The 25,709-nt window shown below is 64.2% G+C and carries 21 protein-coding genes and 1 riboswitch; of the genes, 16 read left to right on the forward strand and 5 right to left on the reverse strand.

Annotated features, from left to right (window positions below; translation table 11 throughout):
* Positions 1-91 precede the first annotated feature (91 nt).
* The 5 genes from B0G62_RS23555 (at position 92) to B0G62_RS23575 (ending at position 5,407) form a co-directional block, all read left to right on the forward strand.
* Complete coding sequence (locus B0G62_RS23555) at positions 92-547, forward strand: (2Fe-2S)-binding protein (RefSeq protein ID WP_103706617.1); 456 nt, start codon at positions 92-94, stop codon at positions 545-547.
* 3 nt (positions 548-550) lie between these two features.
* Positions 551-2,806 (forward strand): xanthine dehydrogenase family protein molybdopterin-binding subunit, encoded by a 2,256-nt coding sequence (locus B0G62_RS23560; protein WP_103706618.1) that lies wholly within the window; start codon positions 551-553, stop codon positions 2,804-2,806.
* Positions 2,807-2,817: 11 nt separating this feature from the next.
* Positions 2,818-4,194 carry a cytochrome c gene (locus B0G62_RS23565; protein WP_103706656.1) on the forward strand — a complete coding sequence of 459 codons (1,377 nt, stop codon included), beginning with the start codon at positions 2,818-2,820 and terminating at the stop codon, positions 4,192-4,194.
* Positions 4,191-4,859, forward strand: a complete 669-nt coding sequence (locus tag B0G62_RS23570; protein ID WP_244193347.1) for a DNA-3-methyladenine glycosylase — start codon at positions 4,191-4,193, stop codon at positions 4,857-4,859. The genes B0G62_RS23565 and B0G62_RS23570 overlap by 4 nt, the downstream gene beginning before the upstream one ends.
* Before the next feature lie 191 nt (positions 4,860-5,050).
* The gene (locus B0G62_RS23575) at positions 5,051-5,407 is read left to right on the forward strand and encodes a DUF4148 domain-containing protein (protein ID WP_103706619.1); all 357 of its coding nucleotides are present in this window, start codon (positions 5,051-5,053) and stop codon (positions 5,405-5,407) included.
* Positions 5,408-5,686: 279 nt separating this feature from the next.
* On the opposite strand, the gene B0G62_RS23580 is transcribed toward B0G62_RS23575, so the two are convergent.
* Entirely contained in the window at positions 5,687-6,130 is a 444-nt protein-coding gene (locus B0G62_RS23580; RefSeq protein WP_103706620.1) for a CBS domain-containing protein, read from the reverse strand.
* Positions 6,131-6,423: 293 nt separating this feature from the next.
* On the opposite strand from B0G62_RS23580, the gene ribA reads away from it, so the two are divergent.
* Entirely contained in the window at positions 6,424-7,071 is a 648-nt protein-coding gene (ribA, locus tag B0G62_RS23585; RefSeq protein ID WP_103706658.1) for a GTP cyclohydrolase II, read from the forward strand.
* 154 nt (positions 7,072-7,225) lie between these two features.
* On the opposite strand, the gene B0G62_RS23590 is transcribed toward ribA, so the two are convergent.
* Positions 7,226-8,539 (reverse strand): D-serine ammonia-lyase, encoded by a 1,314-nt coding sequence (locus B0G62_RS23590; RefSeq protein ID WP_103706621.1) that lies wholly within the window; start codon positions 8,537-8,539, stop codon positions 7,226-7,228.
* A 103-nt stretch (positions 8,540-8,642) separates the two neighbouring features.
* Between B0G62_RS23590 and B0G62_RS23595 the strand changes: the two genes are divergently transcribed.
* Both B0G62_RS23595 and B0G62_RS23600 read left to right on the forward strand, forming a co-directional pair.
* Positions 8,643-9,593 (forward strand): LysR substrate-binding domain-containing protein, encoded by a 951-nt coding sequence (locus B0G62_RS23595; protein ID WP_103706622.1) that lies wholly within the window; start codon positions 8,643-8,645, stop codon positions 9,591-9,593.
* A 72-nt stretch (positions 9,594-9,665) separates the two neighbouring features.
* Positions 9,666-9,763: riboswitch (glycine riboswitch) on the forward strand.
* 158 nt (positions 9,764-9,921) lie between these two features.
* Entirely contained in the window at positions 9,922-11,184 is a 1,263-nt protein-coding gene (locus B0G62_RS23600; protein ID WP_103706623.1) for a D-amino acid dehydrogenase, read from the forward strand.
* 107 nt (positions 11,185-11,291) lie between these two features.
* On the opposite strand, the gene B0G62_RS23605 is transcribed toward B0G62_RS23600, so the two are convergent.
* Positions 11,292-12,206, reverse strand: coding sequence for a LysR family transcriptional regulator (locus B0G62_RS23605; protein ID WP_103706624.1), 915 nt, complete (start codon positions 12,204-12,206; stop codon positions 11,292-11,294).
* Between the two features lie 197 nt (positions 12,207-12,403).
* On the opposite strand from B0G62_RS23605, the gene speB reads away from it, so the two are divergent.
* The 4 genes from speB (at position 12,404) to betA (ending at position 18,333) form a co-directional block, all read left to right on the forward strand.
* Positions 12,404-13,378 carry an agmatinase gene (speB, locus tag B0G62_RS23610; protein ID WP_103706625.1) on the forward strand — a complete coding sequence of 325 codons (975 nt, stop codon included), beginning with the start codon at positions 12,404-12,406 and terminating at the stop codon, positions 13,376-13,378.
* A gap of 96 nt (positions 13,379-13,474) precedes the next feature.
* The gene (locus B0G62_RS23615) at positions 13,475-14,989 is read left to right on the forward strand and encodes an aldehyde dehydrogenase family protein (protein WP_103706659.1); all 1,515 of its coding nucleotides are present in this window, start codon (positions 13,475-13,477) and stop codon (positions 14,987-14,989) included.
* 63 nt (positions 14,990-15,052) lie between these two features.
* Complete coding sequence (locus tag B0G62_RS23620; RefSeq protein ID WP_103706660.1) at positions 15,053-16,585, forward strand: purine-cytosine permease family protein; 1,533 nt, start codon at positions 15,053-15,055, stop codon at positions 16,583-16,585.
* A gap of 35 nt (positions 16,586-16,620) precedes the next feature.
* The gene (betA, locus tag B0G62_RS23625) at positions 16,621-18,333 is read left to right on the forward strand and encodes a choline dehydrogenase (RefSeq protein ID WP_103706626.1); all 1,713 of its coding nucleotides are present in this window, start codon (positions 16,621-16,623) and stop codon (positions 18,331-18,333) included.
* A 78-nt stretch (positions 18,334-18,411) separates the two neighbouring features.
* On the opposite strand, the gene B0G62_RS23630 is transcribed toward betA, so the two are convergent.
* Positions 18,412-19,533, reverse strand: a complete 1,122-nt coding sequence (locus B0G62_RS23630) for an AraC family transcriptional regulator (RefSeq protein ID WP_244193348.1) — start codon at positions 19,531-19,533, stop codon at positions 18,412-18,414.
* An 81-nt stretch (positions 19,534-19,614) separates the two neighbouring features.
* Here B0G62_RS23630 and B0G62_RS23635 point away from each other — a divergent pair, with 81 nt between their 5' ends.
* The 4 genes from B0G62_RS23635 (at position 19,615) to B0G62_RS23650 (ending at position 24,661) form a co-directional block, all read left to right on the forward strand.
* Positions 19,615-20,673: a beta-keto acid cleavage family enzyme gene (locus B0G62_RS23635; protein ID WP_103706628.1), complete on the forward strand. Its 1,059-nt coding sequence runs from the start codon at positions 19,615-19,617 to the stop codon at positions 20,671-20,673.
* A gap of 87 nt (positions 20,674-20,760) precedes the next feature.
* The gene (locus B0G62_RS23640) at positions 20,761-21,930 is read left to right on the forward strand and encodes a porin (RefSeq protein WP_103706629.1); all 1,170 of its coding nucleotides are present in this window, start codon (positions 20,761-20,763) and stop codon (positions 21,928-21,930) included.
* A 75-nt stretch (positions 21,931-22,005) separates the two neighbouring features.
* Positions 22,006-23,322 carry an MFS transporter gene (locus tag B0G62_RS23645; RefSeq protein WP_103706630.1) on the forward strand — a complete coding sequence of 439 codons (1,317 nt, stop codon included), beginning with the start codon at positions 22,006-22,008 and terminating at the stop codon, positions 23,320-23,322.
* A 280-nt stretch (positions 23,323-23,602) separates the two neighbouring features.
* On the forward strand, positions 23,603-24,661 hold the full coding sequence (locus tag B0G62_RS23650; RefSeq protein ID WP_103706631.1) for a beta-keto acid cleavage family enzyme: 1,059 nt from the start codon (positions 23,603-23,605) through the stop codon (positions 24,659-24,661).
* Positions 24,662-24,674: 13 nt separating this feature from the next.
* On the opposite strand, the gene B0G62_RS23655 is transcribed toward B0G62_RS23650, so the two are convergent.
* On the reverse strand, positions 24,675-25,703 hold the full coding sequence (locus B0G62_RS23655) for an AraC family transcriptional regulator (RefSeq protein ID WP_103706632.1): 1,029 nt from the start codon (positions 25,701-25,703) through the stop codon (positions 24,675-24,677).
* Between the last annotated feature and the right edge of the window lie 6 nt (positions 25,704-25,709).

Consider the following 25,709-nt stretch of genomic DNA (forward strand, 5'->3'; position numbering starts at 1 on the left):
CGCACGCTGCCGGAACAACGCGGATGCATGGCCTTCGATTGATCGAATGCAGTCAACAATCATCGACATCCCCATACCGGAGAGCCGCCTCATGACGACGCTAATTATCAATGGCGAGACCCACACGATCGACGCGCCACCCGACATGCCCCTGCTCTGGGTGCTGCGCGACATCATCGGACTGACGGGCACCAAATTCGGTTGCGGCATCGCGCAATGCGGCGCCTGCACCGTACACCTGGACGGCGAGGCCACGCGCTCGTGCGTGCTGCCGGTCGCGGCGCTCGAAGGCCGCAAGATCACGACGATCGAGGCCGTGGGCGCGACGCCCGCCGGCCAGAAAGTGCAGAAGGCATGGCGCGAAATCGACGTGGTGCAGTGCGGATATTGCCAGTCGGGGCAGGTGATGTCGGCGGCGGCGCTGATCGCCCAGAACGCGAACCCCAGCGACGCGGATATCGATGCCGCCATGGCCGGCAATATCTGCCGCTGCGGCACCTATAGCCGCATTCGGGCGGCGATCAAGCAAGCTGCGAAGGAGGCCTGAGCCATGTCACAAGGTCTTCTCGATGCGCAGAACGGCACTGCGCGGGCTGCTTCTTCTTCTTCTTCCGCTTCTTCGCTGTCGCGGCGCACGTTCCTGAAGCTCGGCGCGGCGGCGGGCGGCGGTCTGCTGCTCGGCTTCAGCTTTGGCGCGGGTGCCCAGGGCGACAGCGCGGCGCGCCAGTCGGTCGTGGGCGGCGACGGCAACGAAACGCCGCAGGACGGCGTGTTCGAGCCGAATGCCTTCGTGCAGATCGACCGCACCGGCAAGGTCACGCTCATCATCCCGAAGGTGGAGATGGGGCAGGGCGTGTACACGTCGATCCCGATGTTGATCGCCGAGGAACTCGAAGTGCCGCTCGGCAGCGTGACGCTCGATCACGCGCCGCCCGACGCGAAACTGTTCACCGATCCGCTGCTGGGCGGCCAGCTCACGGGCGGTTCGACCTCGATCCGCTATGCGTGGGAACCGATGCGCCGCGCGGGGGCGACGGCGCGCGTGGCGCTGATCGCGGCGGCGGCGCAGCAATGGCAGGTCGATCCCGCCGCGTGTCACGCGAAGAGCGGCGAAGTGCTGCACGACGCCAGCGGGCGGCGCGCTTCATACGGCCAGCTTGTCGATGCCGCGGCGAAGCTGCCCGCCCCGCAAAACGTGACGCTCAAGAGTCCGAAGGATTTCACGATCATCGGCAAGCCCACGAAGCGGCTCGATTCGCCGGAAAAAGTCGATGGTTCGGCGCTGTTCGGTCTCGACGTGCGCCTGCCCAATATGGTCTATGCGGCCATCGTCAATTGCCCCGTGTTCGGCGGCACGCTGGCGCGCGTGGACGACACGCACGCGAAGCAGATTCCCGGCGTCACGCAGATCGTCAAGATCGACAACGCCGTGGCCGTGATCGGCGCGCACACCTGGGCCGCGAAGCGCGGCGCGGCGGCGCTCGTGATCGAGTGGAACGAGGGCGCGGCGGCGAACCTGTCGATGCGGCAGATCGTCGGCGATCTGGCGAACGCCGCGCAGCAGCAGAGCGGCGCCGTCGCGCGCAGGGACGGTGATGTGCAGCAGGCCTTCGGCGGCGCGAAAACGCGCGTCGATGCCGTCTATCAGCAGCCCTTCCTCGCGCACGCGACGATGGAGCCGATCAACTGCACCGTGCACGTGCGCGGCGACGCCTGCGAGATCTGGGTCGGCACCCAGGTGCCCACGCGCGCCGTCGATGCGGGCGTGGCCGTCACGGGCCTCAAGCCCGAACAGATCGTGCTGCACAACCACCTGCTCGGCGGCGGTTTCGGGCGGCGTCTGGAAGTCGATGCCATCACCCAGGCGCTCAAGGTCGGCAAGCAGGTGAGCACGCCCGTCAAGGTGTTCTGGACGCGCGAGGAAGATATCCAGCACGACATGTACCGGCCGTTCTACTACGACCGCATTTCTGCCGGACTCGACGCCAACGGCAAACCGGTGGCGTGGCAGCACCGCATCGTCGGCTCGTCGATCATGGCGCGCTTCGCGCCGCCGGCCTTCAAGAACGGCATCGACCCGGACGCCGTCGAAGTGGCCGCCGATCTGCCCTACGACCTGCCTAACCAGTTGATCGAATACGTGCGCCAGGAGCCGCATACGGTGCCCACCGCCTTCTGGCGCGGCGTCGGGCCGACGCGCGGCACCTTCGTGGTGGAGAGCTTTATCGACGAATGCGCGGTGGCCGCCAAGACCGATCCGGTGCAGTACCGGCGCAATCTGCTCGGCAAGTCGCCGCGCGCGCTGGGCGTGCTCGACGTGGCCACGCGCGCCGCCAACTGGGGACCACCCATGCCGAAGGGACAAGGGCGCGGGGTTTCGGTGATGCACGCGTTCGGCAGCTACTTCGCGATGGTCGCCGACGTGACCGTGAGCAACGGCGAAGTGCGCGTGAACCGCGTGGTGGCGGCGGTCGACTGCGGCATGGTGGTGAATCCGACGACCATCGAGGCGCAGGTGCAGGGCGGCATCGTGTTCGGCATCTCGGCAGCGCTTTACAGCGAAATCACGATCGAGCGCGGGCGCGTGACCCAGCGCAATTTCACCGACTACCGCATCCTGCGCATCGACGAGTCGCCCGTGATCGAAGTGCATATCGTGCCAAGCGGCGAGGCGCCCGGCGGGATCGGCGAGCCGGGCACGGCGGCGCTCGCGCCCGCGGTGACCAACGCGATCTACGCGGCGACGGGCCAGCGCCTGCGGCATTTGCCCGTGGGCCGTCAGCTCATGAACCCGCAAACCGCCTGAGGAGGACGATGATGAAGCCATTCGACGCATCCTCTATCGCGCGAGGATTTGCTACTAACTGCCTGGCCCCGGCGCTCGCCGCGACTTTGATCGCTTTCGCGCCGGGTTTGGCGTTTGCTGCGGATTCCGCCGCCACCGCACCGTCCAGCGCCGATGCCGCCACGATCCAGCGCGGCGCGTACCTCGCCCAGGCCGGCGATTGCGCGGCCTGCCACACGGCGCCGGGCGGCAAACCGTTCGCGGGCGGCCTGCCGATGTCCACGCCGCTCGGCCACATCTACACGACCAACATCACGCCCGATCCGGACACGGGCATCGGCGGCTATACGCTGGACGATTTCGCGCGCGCGTTGCGCGAGGGTGTGGCGAAGGACGGCCACAACCTCTATCCGGCGATGCCGTACCCGTCCTACGCGAAAGTGCGCGACGACGATGTGGCCGCGCTCTACGCCTACTTCATGCATGGCGTGCAGCCGATCAAGGCGGCCAATCGCGACAGCGACATCAAATGGCCGATGAACATGCGTTGGCCGCTCAAGCTGTGGAACCTCGTGTTTCTCAAGAAAGGCGTGTACCAGGACAAACCGGGCAAGGACGCCGCATGGAATCGCGGCGCCTATCTCGTGCAGGGCCTGGGGCACTGCGGCTCGTGCCATACGCCGCGCGGCATCGGTTTCAATGAGCAGGCGCTCGACGAAAGCGGCACGGAGTTTCTGAGCGGCGCGCTACTCGATAACTGGTTCGCCTCGAACCTCACCGGCGAGCACAACACCGGGCTCGGACGCTGGAGCCAGGCCGATCTCGCGCAGTTCCTCAAGACGGGCGCGAACCAGCACGCGTCGGCGTTCGGCGCGATGACGAGCGTGATCAACAACAGCACCCAGGCGATGAACGACGCCGACGTCAACGCGATCGCGGGCTATCTCAAGTCGCTGCCGCCGGCGGGCGGCAGTGGCGGCGAGGCTTATGCCTACGATCCGCAGGCGACGAAGGTATCGCTCTCGCGGCCTGCGAACGATGCGGGCGCGCGCGTCTACGCGGCGTTCTGCATGCACTGCCACGGCGTCGACGGACGGGGCTTCGCGCCCATGTTCGCGCCGCTTGCGGGCAATCCGAACGTACTCGAAAAGGAGGCCGCGTCGCTCATCAACGTGACGCTCAACGGCACGGGCGATCTCGTGATCCAGGGCATTCCGGCGCCGTATCCGATGCCGCCGTATCGCGACCAGCTTAACGACCAGCAGATCGCTGACGTGCTGAGCTTTATCCGCGCGGGTTGGAACAACCGCGCGGGCGCGGTCGGCGCGGGCGATGTCGCGAAGCTGCGCGCGGCGACGCAACCCGAGGCGCAATCAGCACAATCGGCACAAGCCGGGCAGGCGCAGTGAAGCGGGCAGTGGCGGCCAACGCGTTGCAGGCGCTGGCCGCCACGCCTTCGGCATTGCCGGTCGTGCCGTTGCGGCGCGACGATCTGCCCGTGGAGACGGTCGCGCTCGCGCGTTACATGGTCGGCAAGTACCTCGTTCACGACTTGCCCGAGGGGCGCCTGGTGGGGCGTCTCGTCGAAGTCGAGGGCTATCCGCCCGGCGATTCGACGGGACACGCCTTCATCGGGCCGCGCGGGTGGAACGCGTCGCTCTTTCTCGCGCGCGGACATGCCTATGTGCGGCTCACCTACGGTCTGTCTTACATGCTCAATATGTCGAGCGAAGCCGAGGGCGTGGGCGCGGGCGTGCTGTTTCGCGCCGTCGAACCGCTCGAAGGCCTCGCCTCGATGGCCGCGCGCAGGCCGGGCGCGACGCTGCGCGATCTCACGCGCGGGCCGGGGCGGCTCACCCAGGCGTTCGGAATCGGCGCGAGTTTCGACGGCATCGATCTTTGCGCGGGCAAGAGCTTATGGATCGGGCGTCTGAACGCGGCCAGGCACCCGGCGGCGGAACCCGGCGTGACCACACGCATCGGCTTGTCGCGCGAACAGGACCGTCCGCTGCGGTTCTACGAGATCGGCAGTCCTTTCGTCAGTGGTCCGCGCAAACTGCTTTCAACCAGTTGAAACGGGTCGAGTCGCATTTTTAAGCCGATTTTTGCGGCCACTGTATTGTTGCTGCTGGCGGAACTGTATTTTGGGGAAATCGGTATTTGCCCTGGTCGCTTCGCTTCATAGACTTGAAGGACTGGCCCGACGCGAGCCGATTAGCATCGCGGCGTCGAGGCCGGGCACAACAAGCGATGGAGGTAAATATCATGAAGGCTCGTACCCTGATTCAGGCCGCGTTCGTCGCGGCACTCGTGGCCGCACCGGCATTGTCCTATGCGCAGTCGGTGGACCAGAACAATGCTCCCAAAACCCGCGCCGAGGTCCGCGCCGAGCTGATCCAGATCGAACAGGCCGGCTACAACCCGGCAACTGCCAACGACTCCAACTATCCGAGCGATATCCAGGCCGCGGAAGCGCGTGTTTCGCAGGAACAAGGACAGGGTGTCGCGCAGACGCAGCCGAACGCCGACACCGGCTATGGCGGCGCATCGACGGGTTCATCGCAATCGGGCACCCAGCCTGAGACGATCGCACCGTCGCAGCGCGTGTATTTCGGTAATTGAGCGGTAACTAAGCGGTAACTGAGCGGCCATTGAGCCGGAACGCGCTTTAGCCCAAATCTGTTGCAAACCTGCTGTCGTCGCGGCGTGACGAAACACGCGGCCCGTGTTGCGCGGGTCGCGCCTGGCGTTAGCCGGTTATGCCACGCTCCACACCGTCGCGCGAATTTTCATGCGTCGAACCTCCGCCGCCGCAAGGTGGCTTCGCCCAACCCACCCCGGATTGGGCTTTTTTCGCTGAAGCCTGTGCGCTCGAACGTATGAAAGGATGCGGCAGCGCGGTCAGGTGCCAGGACCGCCGGTGATGTAGTGCTCGAGCTGCGAGATGGTGAACTGCTGCTCGGCGATGATTTCCTTCACCAGGTCGCCGATCGACACCATGCCGACGAGCTTGCCGTCTTCCATGACCGGCAGGTGACGCATGCGCCGCTCGGTCATGAGCGCCATGCAGTCATAGGTGGTCTGGTCGAGCTGCACGAAACGCACGTGCGGGCTCATGATGTCGCGCACGGCAGTCGTTTTCGACGAGCGGTCCATCAGCACGATCTTGCGCGCGTAATCGCGCTCGGTGACGATGCCCACGATCGCGCCGCCGTCGACGACGACCAGGGCGCCGATCTGCTTGTCGGCCATCAGGCGGATGGCGTCGTAGACGGAATCGTGGGCGCCGATCGTGTGGACCACCTGTTCCGGCTTGGATTTAAGTACCTGTGCAACGCTCGTCATAGGGCGACTCCAGTTCGTCCTTCTTGTCGTTCGATTGGTGCGTTCATTGTCCGCTTATTGCCGAAAAGCAAGCTATGAAAGCCTTTGAAGTATAGGCGGATGGCCGCTCGCGCGGCGTTGGGGTATGCGCGGGGTTGGCCCGTGCGCGGCGCTGTGCGCTCCCGCGCGCGTCCCCCGGCCATCGTCGGGGCGCCCGCGAGGGGCGGGGCGGCCCTGGCCAAATGGCGGTACACTCCGATTCCTAACTCCAACCCGGCTTCAGGCCGGTTTTTGCCAGCCATTTGTTCCAGATCATGCCTACGCTTCAAGAGCCGTCCTGCGCTGACGGCGATAACGCCAACGAATGCGTCGTGCTTGACGCGAGCGCCACGCTGCCGACCCGTTACGGCACCTTCGAGTCCTACGTCTACCGCGTGAAGGACGGCGGCGCCGAACACTGCGCGCTCGTGATGGGCGACGTGGGTAGCGGCGAGCCCGTGCTCGCGCGCCTGCATTCCGAATGTCTGACCGGCGACGTGTTCGGTTCCTATCGCTGCGATTGCGGCGAACAGCTCGATCTTGCGCTGCGCTACATCGCCGCCGAAGGCCGCGGCGTGCTGCTCTATCTGCGTGGCCACGAAGGCCGCGGCATCGGCCTGTCGAACAAGATCCGCGCGTATCAACTGCAGGAGCAGGGCCGCGACACGGTCGAGGCGAATCTCGACCTTGGCCTGCCTGACGACGCGCGCGAATACGATTCGGCGGCGGCGATCCTGCGTATGCTCAAAGTCACTTCGGTGCGCCTGATGAGCAACAACCCGAAGAAGTTCGACACGCTTTCGAAGCACGGTATTCCGGTGATCGAGCGCGTCGCGCTGGCGATTCCTATGCGTGAGGAAAACGAGCGTTATATCCGCACGAAGCAGGTCAAGTTCGGCCACTACTTCGAAGAGAACGAGTAGTTCAGGGTTGGGCGGGCAGAGCCCGTCCTGATTTGGGTGACGTGCTCACAATCGCTTGATCTATAAGCTTTTTTTCGCTTTATTCGCGTCGCGCTTCGGATTGGCCAAAACCCGATGGCGCGACGCAAATGCGCTTGCGCAGGTGCCCCACTACTCACAAGCGGCCGAGCGCTTTCGCGTGAGACTGGAAGCGGCGGTGCTCCTCCGGTGGGACCAGCGATCCACCCGTAGTCCAGATTACGTGTGTCGCCTGGCACATGCCGGCATTGAGGCTACGCAGGTAGTGGCGGCCGCCGGGCGATTGTGTCAGCCAGCCCGGGCCACCGATGGCCGCCGCCGCCGATGGCTCCAGTTCCACTCCCATGACGCGTTGCATGGCGAGCAAGCATTCGTAGAGCTGATTGTCGCTTACGGTGAATACACCTGACAGCTGGGATGCCATCAACGGACTGACAAGGTGCGACGCCAGCGCGACGGCAAGGCCATCAGCCTCGGTGCGATTGTCCAGGCCCACATCGTACACAGATACGGGCTTGTCGCGACTTAGCGCAAGCTGAACCAGCATGCACGGCGAGGCAACGGGCTCGGCAAAAAAGCAATGAACGTGCTCGCCGAACAACGCTTTCAGGCCATAGGTGATGCCACCCGGCGCGCCGCCGACCCCACACGGGATATAGACGAAGAGCGGATGCGCCGCATCCACGATGCGGCCAGCCTCGGCCAGTTGCACCGCCAGATGGCGAGCGCCCGCGGCGTAGCCCAGAAACAGCATCAAGGAGCGTTCGTCGTCAACAAAGTGGCAGTGTGGCTGATTCCGCGCCTCCGACCGTCCGGCAGCGACGGCTTGCGCATAGTCGCCGTCGTGTTCGACCACTCGAACACCACGTCTCCTTAGGCGCTCCTTCTTCCACGGCTTCGCGTCCGTGGACATATGAACGACAGCCTCGAACCCCAGCGCGGCAGCCATCACACCAATACTCAAACCGAGATTGCCAGTACTGCCAACGATAACCGCTTGCTCCGAAAACAACTTTCGTGCGGCGGCTGACGCGAGGATTCGCCGATCTCCATCGGCATTGAGCAACCCGTGTTCGATGGCGATCGACTCGGCGAGCGCGAGGACTTCGTGAAAGCCGCCGCGCGCCTTGACGGAACCGGCGATCGGCAAGGCGTCGTCGCGTTTGATGAACCAGGCGCCTTGCTCCTCGCTTGATGGCGATAGCGCATCTCGCAAGCCATTGGCGGGCATCAGGCACGACTCCACTTTTCCCGCGCGTTCGGCTAGTTCGGGAAAAAGCTCGGCCATCAGCGGTTCGCAGCGGGCCAGCCTCGCCTCGGCACTGGCAATGTCGTCGAACGAAGGGGCATCGTGGGGCAAAGGGCTGCCGACATCGGGATTCAGCCACAGCAGTGGGCGGCGAGAGTGTAGTTCAGCTAATAGCTCGGTCGATTGGAACGGGGCGTGCATGATTTACCCAGGATTCGCTTATACAGATTCAAGACTAGCAATGCTACGATTCTCACGGGCCGCAAAAAAGCGTTGATTTTTAATGGATGCATTAGCCTGACTTATGCTTAGTCGATTGGACGGTTCGATCCTTGGCGCGCTGCTGTGTTTTGAAACGGCGGGCCGCCTCCTGAGCTTCACGAAAACCGCGCAGGCGTTCAACCTGACGCAAAGCGCCGTGAGCCAGCAGATTCGTCATTTGGAGGACCGGCTCGGTTATGCCCTTTTTGTGCGCCAGGCGCGTGGGCTGAAGCTGACCGAAAAGGGCGAGGTCCTTTTGGGAACGATATCGAGTGCGTTCGCGGATATCAATCAGACGCTTCAAACACTCGGCATGTCGAACGCGCCTCTACAGGTAAGTTGTCTGCCGTCGCTCGCGCTGCAATGGCTGATGCCGCGTTTAACCGAATTCCACCGGCAACAGCCGGGCGTCTGCGTGCGCCTGAAAGCCGAGTTCCAGATGCTGGACCGGCAAGCCATGAATATCGACGATATCGACGTGGCGTTGCGTTACGACCCCGTCCAATACAACCGGCTGCACGCGGATGTCGTCCTCGATGAATATCTGTTTCCCGTCGCGACGCCCGCCTATCTGGCGCAGCATCCCGGCTTCGCGGCGGGAGCGTCGCTCGACGGTGTCACGCTGCTGCACGACGCCGCGCCCTGGGCGGGCGCGCCGGAATTCGTGGAGTGGCGCAGTTGGCTTGCGCAAGCCCGTCCTGAGTGGACCGGGCATCTGGACGGTCCGCAATTCAACTTCTCCAGCCTGGCCATGACCGCCGCGTTGAACCATCAAGGCGTGGCGATGGGCCGCTCGGCGCTGGTTCACGACGAGATCGTGAGTGGCCGGCTTGTCGACGTGTTCGGCCAGCATGTGCGCGCGCCTGCGCGCTACGTGCTGCTTTCCCGCAACCCCGACGACCCGCGTACTGCGCTCTTTTCAGACTGGCTCAAAACCGAGTGTGCGCGCTTCGATGAGGCACGGATGCAGCGGCTTTTGAATGGGCGCCTGTGAATCGATTGAATCAGCCTGGGCGAAAAAACGCTTGCAGCCGCAATAACGTCCCGCTATCTTTGCGCTGTTCGATCAACTGCAGCGGGAGAGACCGTCACTGCGAAAGCACTCGACGGCGCCGACGGAGCAACCGCCCCGGAAACTCTCAGGCACAAGGACCCTGCGGCGAGAACATCTGGAGAGCGGCGCGAACGCGCCCACCGAAGGAGATTTCCGTCCGGCGCGTCTTGCGCGTGCAGTGCCGGCACGGAAAGAAACTCTCAGGTACATGGACAGATGGGGCACAGGTGTCGGAAACGACAGTGCTCAATCCAATCTGGACCATGTCATGTCACGAATCGCCATCATTGGCGCCGGGATTACCGGCGTCACGACCGCTTACGCCCTCGCAAAACGCGGTTTTCGCGTTACCGTGTTCGAACGCCATCGCTATAGCGCGATGGAAACCTCGTTCGCGAACGGCGGCCAACTCTCCGCGTGCAACGCCGAAGTCTGGAACAGCACCGCCACCGTCCTCAAAGGCCTGCGCTGGATGCTCACGCGCGATGCGCCGCTGCTCGTGAATCCGCTGCCAGGTTGGCACAAATACTCGTGGATGGCCGAGTTCCTGCGGCAGATCCCGAACTATCGGGCGAACACGCTCGAAACGGTGCGCCTCGCCATGGCGGCCCGCGAGCACCTGTTCGAGACCGCGCGCAAGGAAGAGATCGAATTCGACCTGGAGCAGCGCGGTATTCTGCACATTTTCAAGGATCGCAAGAGCTTCGATGCCTCCGCAAAGGTCAACGCCATCCTGAACGAAGGCGGACTCGACCGCAGGCCCGTGACGGCGGCCGAGATCCGGCAGATCGAGCCCACGCTCGAAGGGGCGTTTTTCGGCGGTTTCTTCACGCCCTCCGATTCGACCGGCGACATCCACAAGTTCACGCGCGGCCTGACGCAAGCGTGCATGCGGCACGGCGTGGAGTTCCACCACGACACGCAGATCACGGCGATCCAGCGTGATTCGGACGGCGTTTTCACGATTTGTGCGACGGAGCAAGGTGTTTCGCACGACGAAAGGTTTGATCGCATCGTCGTTTGCGCGGGCGTCAACAGTCGCGCATTCGCGTCGATGCTGGGCGATCGCGTGAACGTTTATCCGGTGAAGGGCTATTCGATTACCGTGTGCCTGGACGACGAGATGAGCCAGCGCGCGGCGCCATGGGTCAGCTTGCTCGACGAGAGCGCGAAGATCGTCACGAGCCGGCTGGGCGCCGACAGGTTCCGTGTGGCCGGCACGGCCGAGATCAACGGCTTTAACCGCGATATTCGCGCGGACCGTGTCGCGCCGCTCGTCGAATGGACGCGGCGACTGTTTCCGCAGGTCAGCACCTCGCGTGTGATCCCGTGGGCGGGCCTGCGGCCTATGTTACCGAGCATGTTGCCGAAAGTCGGCAAGGGGCGCATGCCGGGCGTGTTCTACAACACGGGGCACGGGCATCTGGGCTGGACCTTGTCGGCGGCCACGGCGGAGAACGTCGCCGCGCTGATCGAGGGCATGGCGGGGAGTGACCGGAGTGACCGTCGCATTCGCTTCGCGACCTCCTGACCGTCGCGGCATGGTCGCATGACCTGGCCGCAGCCCCGCCTGGCCGCCCGCGCAAGCACGCGGGCGCGCGGCTATTTGTGGCGCGCGGGCCGCTTTTCGTCCGCGTGCTAGCCTGCGTGTTCATGCACCCAGACTTCGTGCAGGTCGACCATAAAGGCCTGCAGAATCGAGGGCACGGCAGACGCCCGGCGCGTCGCCGCGCAAAAGGGCGACTGCATGCCGAACTGCTCGGGACCGATGCGCCGCATCTCGTCGCGCTCGACCCAGCGTGCCGCGTAGTGATTCGGCAGGAATCCTATGTATGCCCCCGAGAGAATCAGGATCGCCTGCGCCTCGACATTGTCGACGGTCGCCGAGGCCTTGCTCGCGCTGAGCATCTTCAGATCGTGCTGTTGCAGGTAGCCGCGCGCGGCAATGCGGCTCGTGGCGATGGCTTCGGTCTGAATGCCGTTTTCCCGCGCGCCGGCAAAGAGCGGGTTCCCCTTGCCGCAGTAGAGCCCATCGGGCTCAAGATAGAGTTCGGAGTAGGCGAGGCCCGGCACGTGGATCGGGAAGTGGCCGATCGCGACATGGAGCCGGCCGTCGAGCACGCGCTCTTCCAGCTCCGCCGGCGTACCGATATAGACGTCGACATGCACGTCGTCGCCGCGCGAGACGAACCTCTGCAAGGCCTGCGGCAGCGGCGAGGCGCTGTCCGTCACCGTGTTGTCGATGATGCCCAGATAGAGCCGGCCCGCGATATGTTGCTTGAGCGCGTCCGTGTCCATGCAGAACGCCTCCACGGCAACCTGCAGGCGCTGGGCCGCCTCATAGGTCGCGAGGCCGTGCTCGGTCAGACGGAAGCCGCCGCGGCCGCGCTCGCACAGCTTGAGGCCGAGGCGCGCTTCGAGCGTGGTCATCTGCTCGCTGATGGTCGACTGGCTCACGTTCAGCGTCGCCTGGGCCGCCGAGAAGCCGCCGCATCGCACGACATGCATGAAAACCCTGAGTAGTTTGAGATCCACGTCTTGCAGTTGCATCATTGCCCGCGCTCTCCATGATCGCTTGCTTCGGATATTCCGATATGAACATCTGATACCCGGGATTTTTGGTCAAAAAAAACACGCACATAGTGTCTCAAAGCGGCGGCTCGACAAAAACCGGGTCGTTCACCGATCGTTCACCGATCGCTTGCCGATTAGGGACTGGATCAGCCAGCGGATCACACACGGAGACACTCATGCCGGGCAATACCTACGAAAGCGGGCGGCTCGATTTGCCGTTCGTCGGACACTGCACATTCGCGAAATCGCCGGTCTGCCTCGACTGGGACCGCATCGACGCCGATGTGGCGATTCTTGGCGCACCCAACGACATGGGAACGCAGTGGCGCTCGGGCGCACGCTTCGGACCACGCAGCATTCGCGAAGCGTCCACGCTGTTCTCGTTCGGCCATGCGGGCGCTTACGACCACGAAGACGACGCGCTCTATCTGACGCGCGACCAGGTCCGCATGGTGGACGTGGGCGACGCCGACATTGTCCATACCGACATGGCGGCGAGCAATGCCAACATCGAAAGCGCGGTGCGCAAGATCCTCTCGAACGGCGCGATGCCCATCACGCTCGGCGGCGATCATTCGATTCACGCGCCCGTGATCCAGGCATTCGAGGGCCGCGGCCCCATTCATATCGTGCACTTCGACGCGCATCTGGATTTCGTCGACGAGCGTCATGGCGTGCGCTACGGGCACGGCAATCCGCTGCGGCGCGCCTCGGAAATGCAGCATATCAGCGGCATGACGCAACTGGGCATCCGCAACGTGTCTTCGTCGAACCGTAGCGACTACGATGCGGCGCGCGCAGCGGGCTCCGACATTCTCTCGGTGCGCGACGTGCGCCGGCTGGGCACCGAGGCCGTGCTGGCACGCATTCCCGAAGGGCGCGCTTACTACATCACGATCGACATCGACGGCTTCGATCCGTCCATCGCGCCGGGCACGGGCACGCCGAGCCATGGCGGCTTCACCTACTACGAGGTGCTCGAAATCATCCAGGGGCTCGCGCGCCGCAGCCACGGCAACGTCGTGGGCATGGATCTCGTCGAGGTGGCCCCGGCCTACGATCCGGCAGGCGTCACGCCGATTCTCGCTGCCCAACTGCTGCTGAATTCCATCGGCTTCATCTTTCACGCGCGCAGCCAGCAGCGGCGCTGAGGCATCGACGGCATCCACAGCATGTGCGCCGGCAACGGCACGCAACATGAAAGCGCGATGCGCCCGCACGGCGCCGCGCAATATCGGGAGATAACGATGGATTCCATCGTACGAAACTATCTGGAGCAGTTCTGCGTGCGCGACCAGACGCGGCGCTTTCTCGAACAGCCGCAACGCATGTTGATCGACGGTGCGTTCGTTTCGGGCGGCGACGGCGAGGTGCTCGACGTGATCGAGCCGTCTACCGAAGGCGTCATCACGCAGATTCCGCTCGCCACGACCGCCGACCTCGATCGCGCGGTCGCGGCGGCGCGCGCGCAGTTCGACGGCGGTGCGTGGCGGCGTCTGAAGCCGCTCGAACGCGAGCGCCTGTTGCACCGCCTCGCCGATCTCATCGAGGCCCACGCGGACGAGCTTGCCGAGATCGAGTCGATCGACGTCGGCAAGTCGGTGGCGCATGCGCGCGACGTGGATATCCAGGGCACCGTCGATACGTATCGCTATTTCGCGGGCTGGGCTTCCAAGCTGCACGGCCGCACCGTCGAGCCTTCGCTGCCCGGCCACTACCTGGCCTATACGCGCAAGGAGCCGGTGGGCGTGGTCGGCATCATCGTGCCGTGGAATTTCCCGCTGCAAACCCTGGCATGGAAGCTGGCCGCCGCGCTCGCGGCGGGCTGCACGGCGGTGATCAAGCCTGCGGAGCTGACCTCGCTCTCGACGCTGCGCTTCGCACAGCTCGTGCAGGAGGCCGGCATTCCCGATGGTGTGGTGAATGTCGTGACCGGGCGCGGCAACGTGATCGGCGCGGCCATGGCGCGCCATCCCGGCATCGACAAAGTGACGTTCACGGGCTCCACAGCGGTGGGGCGCGGCGTCGGCAGCGCGGCGGTTGACGGCGTCAAGCGCGTCACGCTGGAATTGGGCGGCAAGTCCCCGGTGCTCGTGCTCGACGACGCGGACATCGAGGCCGCGGCGCGCGCCGTGGCCAACGGCATGTTCTTCAACTCGGGGCAGGTATGCGACGCGGGCAGCCGCCTCTACGTGCAGCGCGGCGTACACGAGCGCTTTGTCGCCGCGCTGATCGACTACACGCGTACGCTCAAGATTGCGCCGGGTCTCGACCCCGGTTGCTTCATCAGCCCGCTGGTTTCGGCGCAGCAGAAGGCGCGCGTGACGTCCTGGATCGAGACGGGCCGCAGCGAAGGCGCGGAGCTCGTGTACGGCGGGCGCAATGTGGAAGGCTCAGGTTACTTCGTTCAACCAACGATCTTCACGCATTGCCGCGCCGACATGCGGATCGTGAAGGAGGAAATCTTCGGCCCCGTGCTGGTGAGCGCTCCGTTCGACGACTTGAGCGAGGCCGTCGCGCTCGCGAACGACACGCCTTATGGCCTTGCCGCCGCGATCTATTCGCGCGACCTGAACCGCGTGCATGCGCTGGTGCCGAAGCTGCGCGTCGGCAGCGTCTACGTGAACGCGCACAGCACGATCGATCCCGCGATGCCGTTCGGCGGCTTCAAGGAGTCGGGCTTTGGCAAGGACCTCGGCTCCGAGCAACTCGACTCGCTGATGGAGACGAAAGCCGTCTGGATCACGCTGAACGACGCCTGAGGCGATGTCTTAACGCGCATCTTATCTTCACGCAGCATCGTCCATTACGACATGGGGCACACGATGGAAGCACACGACAGAGTCGCAGCAACGATCGCAGCATCTACAGCCGCCTCAGGCGAGCACGGCGCGATCGAGGGGCATTCGATCGATTTCATTCCGGAGAGCGAACGAACCGACCGGCTATCGCGTCAGGGGCCGTTCTGGTTCCTCGGCAACTTCACGTTCTTCACGATGACCATCGGCTTCGTCGGGCCGAGCGTCGGACTGAGTGCGCTCTGGACGACCATCGCCGGCACACTAGGCATCATGTTCGGCACGTTGTTCATGGCGTTTCACGGCTCGCAGGGGCCGCATCTGGGCCTGCCGCAGATGATCCAGTCGCGAGCGCAGTTCGGTTATCGGGGCGTGGTGCTCGTGCTGCTCGCCACGCTGTTCGTGTTCGCGGGCTTCAACATCGTGAACCTCGTGCTGATGATGCAAGGGCTCAAGGCGCTGTTCGGCTGGGACCCGCTCAGGGTGGCGCTCGTCGTGACCGTGCCTGCGGCGATCCTCGCGATTCTCGGCCACGACTGGATGCATCGCAGCTTCAAGTGGGCGCTGTATCTCTCGCTGCCGCTGTACGGGATCGTCACGCTGGCGGTGCTCATGCATTGGGTGCCCGATCTGCCGCTGCCGGCGGCGCTTCCCGGTACGCCGCAGCCCGCGCCGCTTGGCTTTACCTTGACCGGGTTCATCACGCAGTTCGCCGCCGCCGCGAGCTACAACATCGCCTACGCGCCCTATGTGTCCGACTATTCGCGCTATCTGCCGAAGAACACGCCGAGCGGCCGCTTGATCACCGCCGTGTTCCTTGGGGCTTCGCTCTCGGGTGCGTGGATGATCGCGGTTGGCGGCTGGCTTGGCGATCACCTGCACGCCACCGATGTGCTCGTGGCGCTCAACCAGGTGGGCAGCGATCTGTCGCCGCGGCTCGGGAGCGTGGTGGTGGCGGTCACGATCGTGGCGTTCCTTCCCGTGATTGCGATGAACATCTACAGCGCGAAGCTCACGGCGATCACGGGCCTCGATTCGTTCAGGAAGATCGAGCCCACGCCCCGCGTGCGCGTGCTGGCGATTCTCTTCGTCGTGGTGCTTCAGCTGGGCGTCGCGCTCAGCATCTATACGTCGGGCAAGGGACTCTCGGTTCTAAACATCTACCTCGTCGTGATGCTCTATTTCCTCGTGCCCTGGACGGCGGTGAATCTCACGGATTACTTCTTCGTGCGCAAGGGCCGTTATGCGATCCCGCACTTCTTCCTGCCGCATGACAACATCTACGGCATGTGGGGCGCGCGCGGCCTGATGTCGTATGCGATCGGCTTCGCGGCGATGGTTCCGTTCTTCTGCATCTTCGACGGCGCCAACGAAGTCTATGTCGGCCCGTTTGCGCGGGCGATGGGCAGCGTGGACCTCGCGTGGCTCGTCGGGTTGTTCGTCTCGGGCATCGCGTACTACCTGCTGAGCCGCTCGCTCGATCTGCGCCGCGAGGACGCACTGATCTCGCAGATCGAAAAGGCCATGCCTCAGTACACCACGGGCGACCGGCGCTTCTAAGGCATATCGTCAGGATAACGAATCAGGAATTCATCATGGAAAGCGGGCAATACGACTACATCATCGTGGGTGCGGGATCGGCGGGCTGCGTGCTGGCCAATCGCCTTACCGAGGACCCATCCGTGAGCGTGCTGGTGCTCGAATACGGCGGCAGCGACCGCAGCATCATCATCCAGATGCCGAGCGCGTTCTCGATGCCGATGAACACGCGCAAGTTCAACTGGAAATATCAGACCGCGCCGGAGCCGCATCTGAACGGACGCCAACTGCATTGCCCGCGCGGCAAGGTGCTGGGCGGATCGTCGTCGATCAACGGGCTCGTCTATATTCGCGGCCACGCCTACGACTTCGACGAATGGGAGGAACTGGGCGCGCGCGGCTGGGGCTACCGCAATTGCCTGCCGTACTTTCGTCGCGCCGAAAATTACAAGTTCGGTGGCGACCAGTATCGCGGGTCGAACGGGCCGCTCTCCACGAACAACGGCAACAACATGGAGAACCCGTTGTACGGCGCATGGATCGAAGCGGGCGTGCAGGCCGGCTACATCCAGACGGACGACTGCAACGGACACATGCAGGAAGGCTTCGGCGCGATGCACATGACGGTGAAGGACGGCGTGCGCTGGTCGACGGCCAACGCCTATCTGCGCCCGGCAATGAGCCGCCCGAACCTGCACGTGGTCACGAACGCGATGACGCGGCAGGTGATCGTCGAGGGTAAGCGCGCGACCGGCGTGGTCTACGACCGGGGCGGCGTGACGCATACGGCGCGTTGCCGTGCCGAGGTGCTGATTTCGTCGGGGCCGATCGGCTCGCCGCATCTGCTGCAGCGCTCAGGCATAGGGCCCGCCGACGCGTTGCGCGCGGCGGGCGTGGAAGTCAAGCATGCACTGCCGGGCGTCGGCATGAATCTGCAGGATCACGCCGAGATCTACATCCAGTACGGCTGCAAGGAGCCGGTCACGCTCAACGGCCAGATGGACCCGTGGCACAAGTTTTTGATCGGATTGCGCTGGCTGCTGTTCAAGGATGGTCTTGGCGCGAGCAACCATTTCGAGGCGGGCGGCTTCATCCGCTCGGAAGCGGGGCTGCGCTGGCCCGATATCCAGTTCCATTTCCTGCCGGCCGCGATGCGCTACGACGGCGACAAGCCCTTCAAGGGGCACGGCTTCATGGTGCTCACGGGCCCGAACAAACCGAAGAGCCGGGGCCACGTGCGGCTCACATCGGCGGACCCGTACGTGCATCCGGAGATCCGCTTCAACTATCTGGACCGCGAAGAGGACCGCGAGGGCTTCCGGCGCTGCGTGCGGCTCACGCGCGAGATCATCGGGCAGCCCGCGATGGACCGGTTCCGCGATGTCGAACTCGCTCCCGGCCCCGACGTGCAGACCGACGACGAAATCGACGCATTCGTGCGGGCGAATCTGGAAAGCACCATGCATCCGTGTGGCTCGTGCCGGATGGGCGAGGACGACATGGCGGTGGTCGACTCCGCGTTGCGTGTGCGCGGCATGACGGGCTTGCGCGTGATCGACTCGTCGGTGTTTCCGACCGAGCCCAACGGCAACCTCAACGCGCCGACCATCATGCTCGCCGAACGCGCGTCCGATCTCGTGCGCGGCAAGACGATGCTGCCGCCATCGAATGCCAAGGTGGGACTCGCCGAAGGCTGGGAGACGCAGCAGCGCACGCGTGCGCCCAAGCGGCAGCTGTATCGTGCCGAGTACAGCGACACGCAGTCGTAGACGCACACGAACGGCGAACCCGACGATGCAGGCAAGGTGGCCGCGTTGCTCGCGCGACGCGAGGCCACCGCTAGCCGTTCACTGCTGAGCTTCCCGCCATTTCGAAACCGTCATGCCAAAGTGCTTCCGGAACCAGAAAGCAAGCGCGCTCGAGGTGGAAAAGCCGAGCAGATCCGCGAGTTCGGAGAGCGAGCGGTCGCTGTCGCGGATTTGCCGCGAGGCGAGTTCGCCCCGGACGGTCTGAAGCAGCGACGAAAAGCTCGTGTCCTCGGCGGCGAGCCGCCGATGCAAGGTGCGACGGTCCACGCCCAGGTGCCTTGCCACCTGGTCTGCCGTGCATCGGCCATTGGGCAGCATCGCAACGATGACCTGGCGAATGGTATGCGTCGCGCTGTCGTTCACGCCCGACAACGCCTGATCCAGAAAGCGGCGCGCATAGAGCGCCATCTGCGAATCGCTGGCGGGCCGATACGCGGCCAGATCCCTGGCGTGGCAGACGATGCCATTGACGCTCGAATTGAAATCGACGGCGAGGCCAAAGAAGCTCTTGTGGCATGTCGCGCTATCGGGCGGGCGGTGCTCGAAGCAGACGCTGCGCGGCCGCCAGTTCGGTCCAAGAATCTCCTTCATGCTCCGATAAAGCACGCCGACGGCCATTTCGATGGACTGCCGCACCGGATTCTTGTCGTTCACCAGAATGTTCTCGCGAATCAGTACGGTGTCGCCGTGATCTTCAATGCGTGTCAGTAGCGAGGCATTGATCAGGCGCGTGTAACGGCACAGGCTCTCAAGGGCTTCCCGAGCCGTGGGCGCTTCCATCATCACGGCGCTGATCGGTCCGAGGTTGGACAGCCGGCGGCGCATCGCCAGCCGCAAGCCGAAATCTTCCACGTTGGCCGCTACGGCACTGTTCTCGAGTAGCTCGCGTACCGCAGCGGTGCTGATGGGCGCGTCGGGATCGACGAGGTCGCGGGCGCGCAAGCCGACCTTGCGCAGCATACGTGCCGGATCCAGCCCGACATGGCGAGCGAGATCGTCATAGCCCGTGAGGCTTGCGCTGCGGATCGTGAGCATGAATCGCTGCATGGCGGTGTCCCAATTTAGACATCTTATGTCCCGAATAATACATTGCCGCCGATCTGGCGGCGATATTCTTCGGGAACGACTCGACTCCCCGACGCCATGCGGGGTAAAGGGCACGCCGGCCTTGCCGGCGACACGATGCTCCGGGCGCAGTCCCGAATCCCGCTATCCATTCTTTGTTGATCCAGGAGACACGCCATGAACTTTCTCGACGGACACCTGTTCCCCGAAAACCAGCAACCGCTGATCATTACCGCCGCACCCTACGCGCCTTCGTGGCTGCCCTCGGACTTTCCCGAGGACATTCCCGTCACGATGGAGGCGCAGATTCAGAAGGCGGTGGACTGTTACAACGCGGGCGCGACGGTGTTGCACCTGCACGTGCGCGAACTCGACGGCAAGGGCAGCAAGCGTCTCTCGAAGTTCAACGAGCTGATCGCCGGGGTGCGCGCGCGCGTGCCCGAGATGATTATTCAGGTGGGCGGTTCGATCAGTTTCGCGCCGGAAACCGAGGGCGCGGCCGCCAAGTGGCTTTCGGACGACACCCGCCATATGCTGGCCGAACTGGACCCCAAGCCCGATCAGGTGACGGTGACGATCAACACCTCGCAGATGAATTTTCTCGAGCAGTTCGACGCACGCGACATCGAGGGCACCTCGATGGAAGATCCGGTGGTGTTCAACGCCTACAAGGAAATGACGGTGCCCGCGCAGCCAGGCTGGGCCGAGGAGCATATCCGCCGCCTCACGGCCGCCGGCATTCAGAGCGAGTTCCAGTGCTACAACATCAACAGCTTCGAATCGGTGGAGCGGCTGATGCGCCGCGGCATCTACAAGGGTCCGCTGGTGCTGAACTGGGTCGCCATCGGCGGCGGCATGGACGCGCCGAACCTCTACAACCTGGCCAACTTCGTGCGCGCGGTGCCCGATGGCGCGGTGCTGACGGTCGAAAGCTCAGTGCTCAACGTGCTGCCGGTGAACATGATGGGTATCGCGATGGGCCTGCACGTGCGCACCGGCACCGAGGACAACCTGTGGAACCAGTCGCGCACGGCCAGGATGGGCACGGTTGCGCAGATCGAGCAACTGGTGCGCATCTCGCGCGAGTTCGGCCGGCCGATCGCCACGGCGAAAGAGGCGCGGGAGATCTGCAAGATCGGCGTGTTCTACGACACGGTGGAAGAAACCCTGGCGGCCAACGGCTTCGCACCCAACCATAGCGGCAGGCAACAAGGCTATCTGCGCAAGATCGCCTGATCGCGCACGAGAGGGGACGGCGCACGCGCGCGTTGCGCCGACGAGATTCATAAAAAATTAGTTAATCTAAATAAATGGAGGGGGCAGGTGAAAAAATATGCAGGCGGGATTTCGCTGCTGCTGTCGATTTCCGCGGCGCACGCGCAGAGCAGCATTGCGTTGTACGGCGTGGTTGACGATGCATTGACATTCAACTCGAACGCCAACGGCCAGCATCAATACTTCATGACCAGTGGCGCGAAGACCGCGAATCGCTGGGGCTTGACCGGAACCGAGGATCTGGGCGGCGGTGTCAAAACGCTCTTCGCGATTGAAAGCGGGTTTTCCAACAATAACGGTGCGGCTTTGCAGGGCGGCGCCCTTTTCGGCCGTCAAGCCTACGTGGGGGTTGCCGGCAATGCGGGAACGTTGACTTTCGGCCGCCAGTATTCGAGCGGCTACTGGTATGTCGGCGGGCCGCTGACGTCGGGCGGCGGCTGGGCCTTTAGCGGTTCGGGCTATGGCGCGCATCCCGGCGATGTGGATAACCTCGACAGCTTCAATCGCGTGAACAATGCCGTGATCTACACGACGCCCAGGATCAATGGGTTCACCGGGTCGGCCATGTACAGCTTCGGCGGCGTGCCGGGCTCGACGGCCCAGCATCAGATCTGGGCGCTCGGTGCAGGGTATGTGAACGGCGCCATTACGTTGGGGCTGGGCTATCAAGTTGCCAACCAGCCCAACTATTCGTTCTACGGCAACAACCCCTCGTCGAGCGGGACCGGCAGCAATATGTGGAGTCCGGTGAACGCGGGTTACGCGTCGGCCGGCGCACAAAAGATACTCTCCGCGGGTGCCGCATACACGCTCGGCAGCGCGACGATTGCCGCCATCTACAGCAACACGCGCTATACCGACCTCGGAGCAACGGCGGTCGCCGGTTTGAGCGCGACGGAAGCCGGCTACCGTGGAGACGAAACCTTCAACATCGGCGAGCTGAATTTCAAATACATGGTGACGCCGACATTGCTGCTTGGCGCATCGTACGCGTACACCCATTCATCGGGCGTCAACAACGCGCGCTACCAGCAAGTCGATCTCGGTTTCGACTACCTGATTTCGAAGCGCACCGATTTCTACGGCGGGACGATATACCAGCATGCGGCGGGAACGAATTCGCTGGGAATGTCCGCAGTGGCGGAAATCGGCCCCGCGACGCCGTCGTCGAACAACCACCAGATCCTGGCGATCGTCGGCATGGGCCACCGGTTCTAAAGGCGTGCGATAGGCAACGAGCCGCGGACGCCCAGGCGGAGCCGTACAGCCACAAATACAATCAAAGGAGACACCATGGATATCCCGCGCGCCGATTCTCGCGCGAGACACGATCTGGCCGTGCGCACGGCCCCGCACCCCTATACGTGGATCGTGCTCGTGCTCACCATCGGCCTGATGCTGTCCGACTACATGTCGAGGCAGGTGCTCAACGCCGTCTTCCCGGCGCTCAAGGCGGTCTGGAATCTCTCCGACGCGCAGCTCGGTTCGTTCAACAGTGTGGTTGCGCTGATGGTCGGCGTACTGACGCTGCCGCTCTCGATACTCGCCGACCGCTGGGGGCGCGTTCGCAGCATCGTCCTGATGGCGGCGCTCTGGAGTCTCGCGACGCTCGGCTGCGCGCTCTCGACAAGCTACGGCAACATGCTGCTGGCACGCGCGCTGGTCGGGCTAGGCGAGGCGTCCTATGGCGCGGTCGGTCCCGCGTTGATCATGAGCATCTTCCCGGCGCACCTGCGCTCGTCGCTGACCGCGAGCTTCATGGCGGGTGCCGCGCTCGGCTCGGTCATCGGCATGGCGCTCGGCGGCGTGATCATGGCGCACCTGGGATGGCGCTGGGCGTTCGGCGCCATGGCCGGTTTTGGCGTCGCGCTGGTCGTGCTCTATCGCGTGATCGTGACCGAGGCGCGCCTCGCGCCGCATCTCATCGAACAAAAGCACGGCGCGGCGCCGGACCCTATGCGTCTCGCTCAGAGTGCCCGGATCGTCTTCGAAGGGCTATTTACTTCGGTCTCCGCACGTTTTGCCTATCTGGGCAGCGGCTTGCAGGTTTTTGTCGGCGGCTCGCTTTACGCGTGGCTGCCTAGCTATCTCAATCGTTATTACGGCATGTCGCCGGCACGCGCCGGCGTGATGGCGGCGGGATTCGTCCTCGTCAACGGGCTGGGAATGGTCCTGTGCGGAATGCTCGCGGATCGCGCGAGCATGAGCAACCCCAACAGGAAGTGGGGCATCGCCATGGCGTATTGCGCGATCTCGGCCTTGCTGCTCGCGATCGCTTTGCGCGTTTCCATCGGCAATATGCAGCTCGTGCTGATTGCGGTGGCGATGTTCGTCGTGTCCGGCACCAATGGGCCATCCGGGGCGATGGTGGCCAACGTCACGCCCGCAGCCATTCACGCCTCCGTGTTCGCGACGCTCACGCTCGCGAACAGCCTGCTTGGCATGGCGCCCGGTCCTTTCGTCACGGGTTTCGTCGCGGACCATATCGGGCTGCACGGTGCGTTGCACGTGCTGCCCTGCGTTGCGCTCGTCTCGATGCTGATGTTTGCGCTGGGCAGGCGGCATTACGCGGGCGATCTCGAACGGGCGGGGCGGCGTACCGGACTTTAGTCATGCTGATGGACAACAGGGTCCGGCGTGGCGCGGACGGGCTGAGGGCACTCGCGCTCGATGCGCTCGTGTGGCGAACACGGCGCGCATCGGAGCGCGGTTCGCCGATGTCCCAACAAAGCAAGCGATTGCCCCCGATAAGCAAGTGGGAAGCAGGGGGACTGCGGATACTCGTGAGCATGGATACGAAGCCGGACGCGCCGCGTAAAACAGCGCATCCGGCTTCATCGAAGACCGCGCCTGCTGATGAGACAGCAGCCATTCCCCCTGGAGACGCATCATGAACTTTCTCGACGGCCACCTCTTCCCCGAGAACCAGCAGCCCCTGATCATCACCGCCGCGCCCTATGCGCCGGGCTGGTTGCCCAGCGACTTTCCGGAGGACATTCCGGTCACGATGGAGGCGCAGATCCAGAAGGCAGTGGACTGCTATAACGCGGGCGCGACGGTGCTGCACCTGCACGTGCGCGAACTCGACGGCAAGGGCAGCAAGCGCCTTTCGAAGTTCAACGAGTTGATCTCCGGCGTGCGCAAGGCAGTGCCCGAAATGATCATCCAGGTGGGCGGCTCGATCTCGTTCGCACCGGAAAACGAGGGCCAGGCGGCGAAGTGGCTGTCCGACGACACCCGCCACATGCTGGCCGAACTGGACCCCACGCCGGACCAGGTCACGGTGACGGTCAACACTTCGCAGATGAACGTCACCGATCAGGCCGAAGACGCGGACTTCAAGGGCACCTCGCGCGAGAACCCGGCGCTCTTCAACGCGTACAAGGAAATGACGGTGCCTGCCCAGCCGGGTTGGGTCGAGGAGCACGTGCGCCGCCTCACGGCCAAGGGTATCCAGAGCGCGTTTCAGTGCTACAACCTGAACAGCTTCGAGTCGGTGGAGCGGCTGATGCGCCGGGGCTTCTACAAGGGCCCGCTGGTCATGAACTGGGTGGCGATCGCGGGCGGCATGGACACGCCGAACATCTACAGCCTGGGCAACTTCATGCGCGCGGTGCCCGACGGTGCGGTGGTGACGGTGGAGAGCAACGTGCGCAACGTGCTGCCGGTCAACATGATGGGCATGGCGATGGGCCTGCACGTACGCTGCGGCACGGAAGACTGCCTGTGGAACCAGTCGCGCACCGAAAAGCAGAGCACCGTGAAGCAGATCGAGCAGCTCGTGCGCATCTCGCGCGAATTTGGCCGCGAGATCGCGACCGCGAAAGAGGCGCGTGAGATCAGCAAGATTGGCGTGTTCTACGACACGGTGGAAGAATCGCTGCACGCGAACGGCTTCGCACCGAACCGCAACGGCGGCAATCAGGGCTTCCTGCGCAAGACGGCTTGATTAGTTAGCCTTATCAATCGGCCGGTGCATGCCGGCCAGTCGATTGCCTGCGCCAGTGCGAGACGCTGCAGCCGAAGGCGGCACGGAACCAGTGACTGAAACTGCTGTGTGCGGAAAAGCCCAGCAGCACGGCAACCTCGCCGACGGGCAGGTCGCTCTCGAGCAAGTGGCGCATCGCCAGTTCCGAGCGTAGCTGGTTGAGCATCGCCGAGAATGTCAGGCCTTCGTCGCCAAGGTGGCGGTGCAGCGTGCGGCGATCGATGCGCAGATGCTGCGCGACCAGTTGCGCCGTGCATCGTCCGCCGGGGAGCAGGGCCAGGATCACTTCGCGGCAGGCTTCGCGGATGCCTTCATGGCGGCGCCGCAGCGCGCTCTCCAGATAATCGCGTGCGAAATACGCGGGCCCCGGATCGTCGCGCGTGCGCGGCATCGACAGGTCGGCCGTCGCGCAGACGAGTCCGTTGAAGGGCTGGTTGAACATCGGATTGCGGCCGAAGAAGGCCCGGTAGGGCGCGATGTCGGCCGCAGGGCGATGCGTGAAGCAAACCTGCTGCGGCCGCCACTGCGGGCCGATCAGCTCGCGCAGCATACCCATTTTCACGCCGACCGCGAGTTCCATCGCCTGGCGTGTGTTCAGCCCGGGTCTCGGCAGCAGTTCTTCACGGATCACGACGGACTGTCCGGCGTCCTCGATGCGCGTGATCAGCGTGGCGCTCAGCAGCTTCTCGTAGCGGCACAGCGTATCGAGCGCCTGACGCGGGGTTGGCTCGTCCTTCAGCACCAGCGAGATGGGCCCGAGGTTCGAGAGCGTGCGCCGCGCCGCGAGCCGCAGCGCGAAATCCTCCACGCCGGTGTCGCGTGCGGTGGTTTCGAGCAGTTCGCGGACGGTATGGCTCGGGATCAGCGCTTCGGGGTTGTCGAGCACGCGCGCCGCGATGCCGACCCCGCGCAGGAAGGCATAGGGATCGCGCCCAAGCGACTCCACCAGTTCGACGTAGCCGTTCAGGCTCGCGCTGCGTATCAGCTTGTCGACGGGTTGCATGGCGGT

The sequence above is a fragment of the Paraburkholderia eburnea genome (genome assembly GCF_002917095.1).
Lineage (GTDB): Bacteria > Pseudomonadota > Gammaproteobacteria > Burkholderiales > Burkholderiaceae > Paraburkholderia > Paraburkholderia eburnea.

Coding starts and splice junctions, on each gene's coding strand:
- B0G62_RS23560 (WP_103706618.1), top strand. CDS start 551: ATGTCACAAGGTCTTCTCGATGCGCAGAACGGCACTGCGCGGGCTGCT.
- B0G62_RS23620 (WP_103706660.1), top strand. CDS start 15,053: ATGGAAGCACACGACAGAGTCGCAGCAACGATCGCAGCATCTACAGCC.
- betA (WP_103706626.1), top strand. CDS start 16,621: ATGGAAAGCGGGCAATACGACTACATCATCGTGGGTGCGGGATCGGCG.
- B0G62_RS23590 (WP_103706621.1), bottom strand. CDS start 8,539: ATGCACGCCCCGTTCCAATCGACCGAGCTATTAGCTGAACTACACTCT.
- B0G62_RS23595 (WP_103706622.1), top strand. CDS start 8,643: ATGCTTAGTCGATTGGACGGTTCGATCCTTGGCGCGCTGCTGTGTTTT.
- speB (WP_103706625.1), top strand. CDS start 12,404: ATGCCGGGCAATACCTACGAAAGCGGGCGGCTCGATTTGCCGTTCGTC.
- B0G62_RS23555 (WP_103706617.1), top strand. CDS start 92: ATGACGACGCTAATTATCAATGGCGAGACCCACACGATCGACGCGCCA.
- B0G62_RS23615 (WP_103706659.1), top strand. CDS start 13,475: ATGGATTCCATCGTACGAAACTATCTGGAGCAGTTCTGCGTGCGCGAC.
- B0G62_RS23655 (WP_103706632.1), bottom strand. CDS start 25,703: ATGCAACCCGTCGACAAGCTGATACGCAGCGCGAGCCTGAACGGCTAC.
- B0G62_RS23605 (WP_103706624.1), bottom strand. CDS start 12,206: ATGATGCAACTGCAAGACGTGGATCTCAAACTACTCAGGGTTTTCATG.
- B0G62_RS23580 (WP_103706620.1), bottom strand. CDS start 6,130: ATGACGAGCGTTGCACAGGTACTTAAATCCAAGCCGGAACAGGTGGTC.
- B0G62_RS23600 (WP_103706623.1), top strand. CDS start 9,922: ATGTCACGAATCGCCATCATTGGCGCCGGGATTACCGGCGTCACGACC.
- ribA (WP_103706658.1), top strand. CDS start 6,424: ATGCCTACGCTTCAAGAGCCGTCCTGCGCTGACGGCGATAACGCCAAC.
- B0G62_RS23575 (WP_103706619.1), top strand. CDS start 5,051: ATGAAGGCTCGTACCCTGATTCAGGCCGCGTTCGTCGCGGCACTCGTG.
- B0G62_RS23650 (WP_103706631.1), top strand. CDS start 23,603: ATGAACTTTCTCGACGGCCACCTCTTCCCCGAGAACCAGCAGCCCCTG.
- B0G62_RS23635 (WP_103706628.1), top strand. CDS start 19,615: ATGAACTTTCTCGACGGACACCTGTTCCCCGAAAACCAGCAACCGCTG.
- B0G62_RS23565 (WP_103706656.1), top strand. CDS start 2,818: ATGAAGCCATTCGACGCATCCTCTATCGCGCGAGGATTTGCTACTAAC.
- B0G62_RS23645 (WP_103706630.1), top strand. CDS start 22,006: ATGGATATCCCGCGCGCCGATTCTCGCGCGAGACACGATCTGGCCGTG.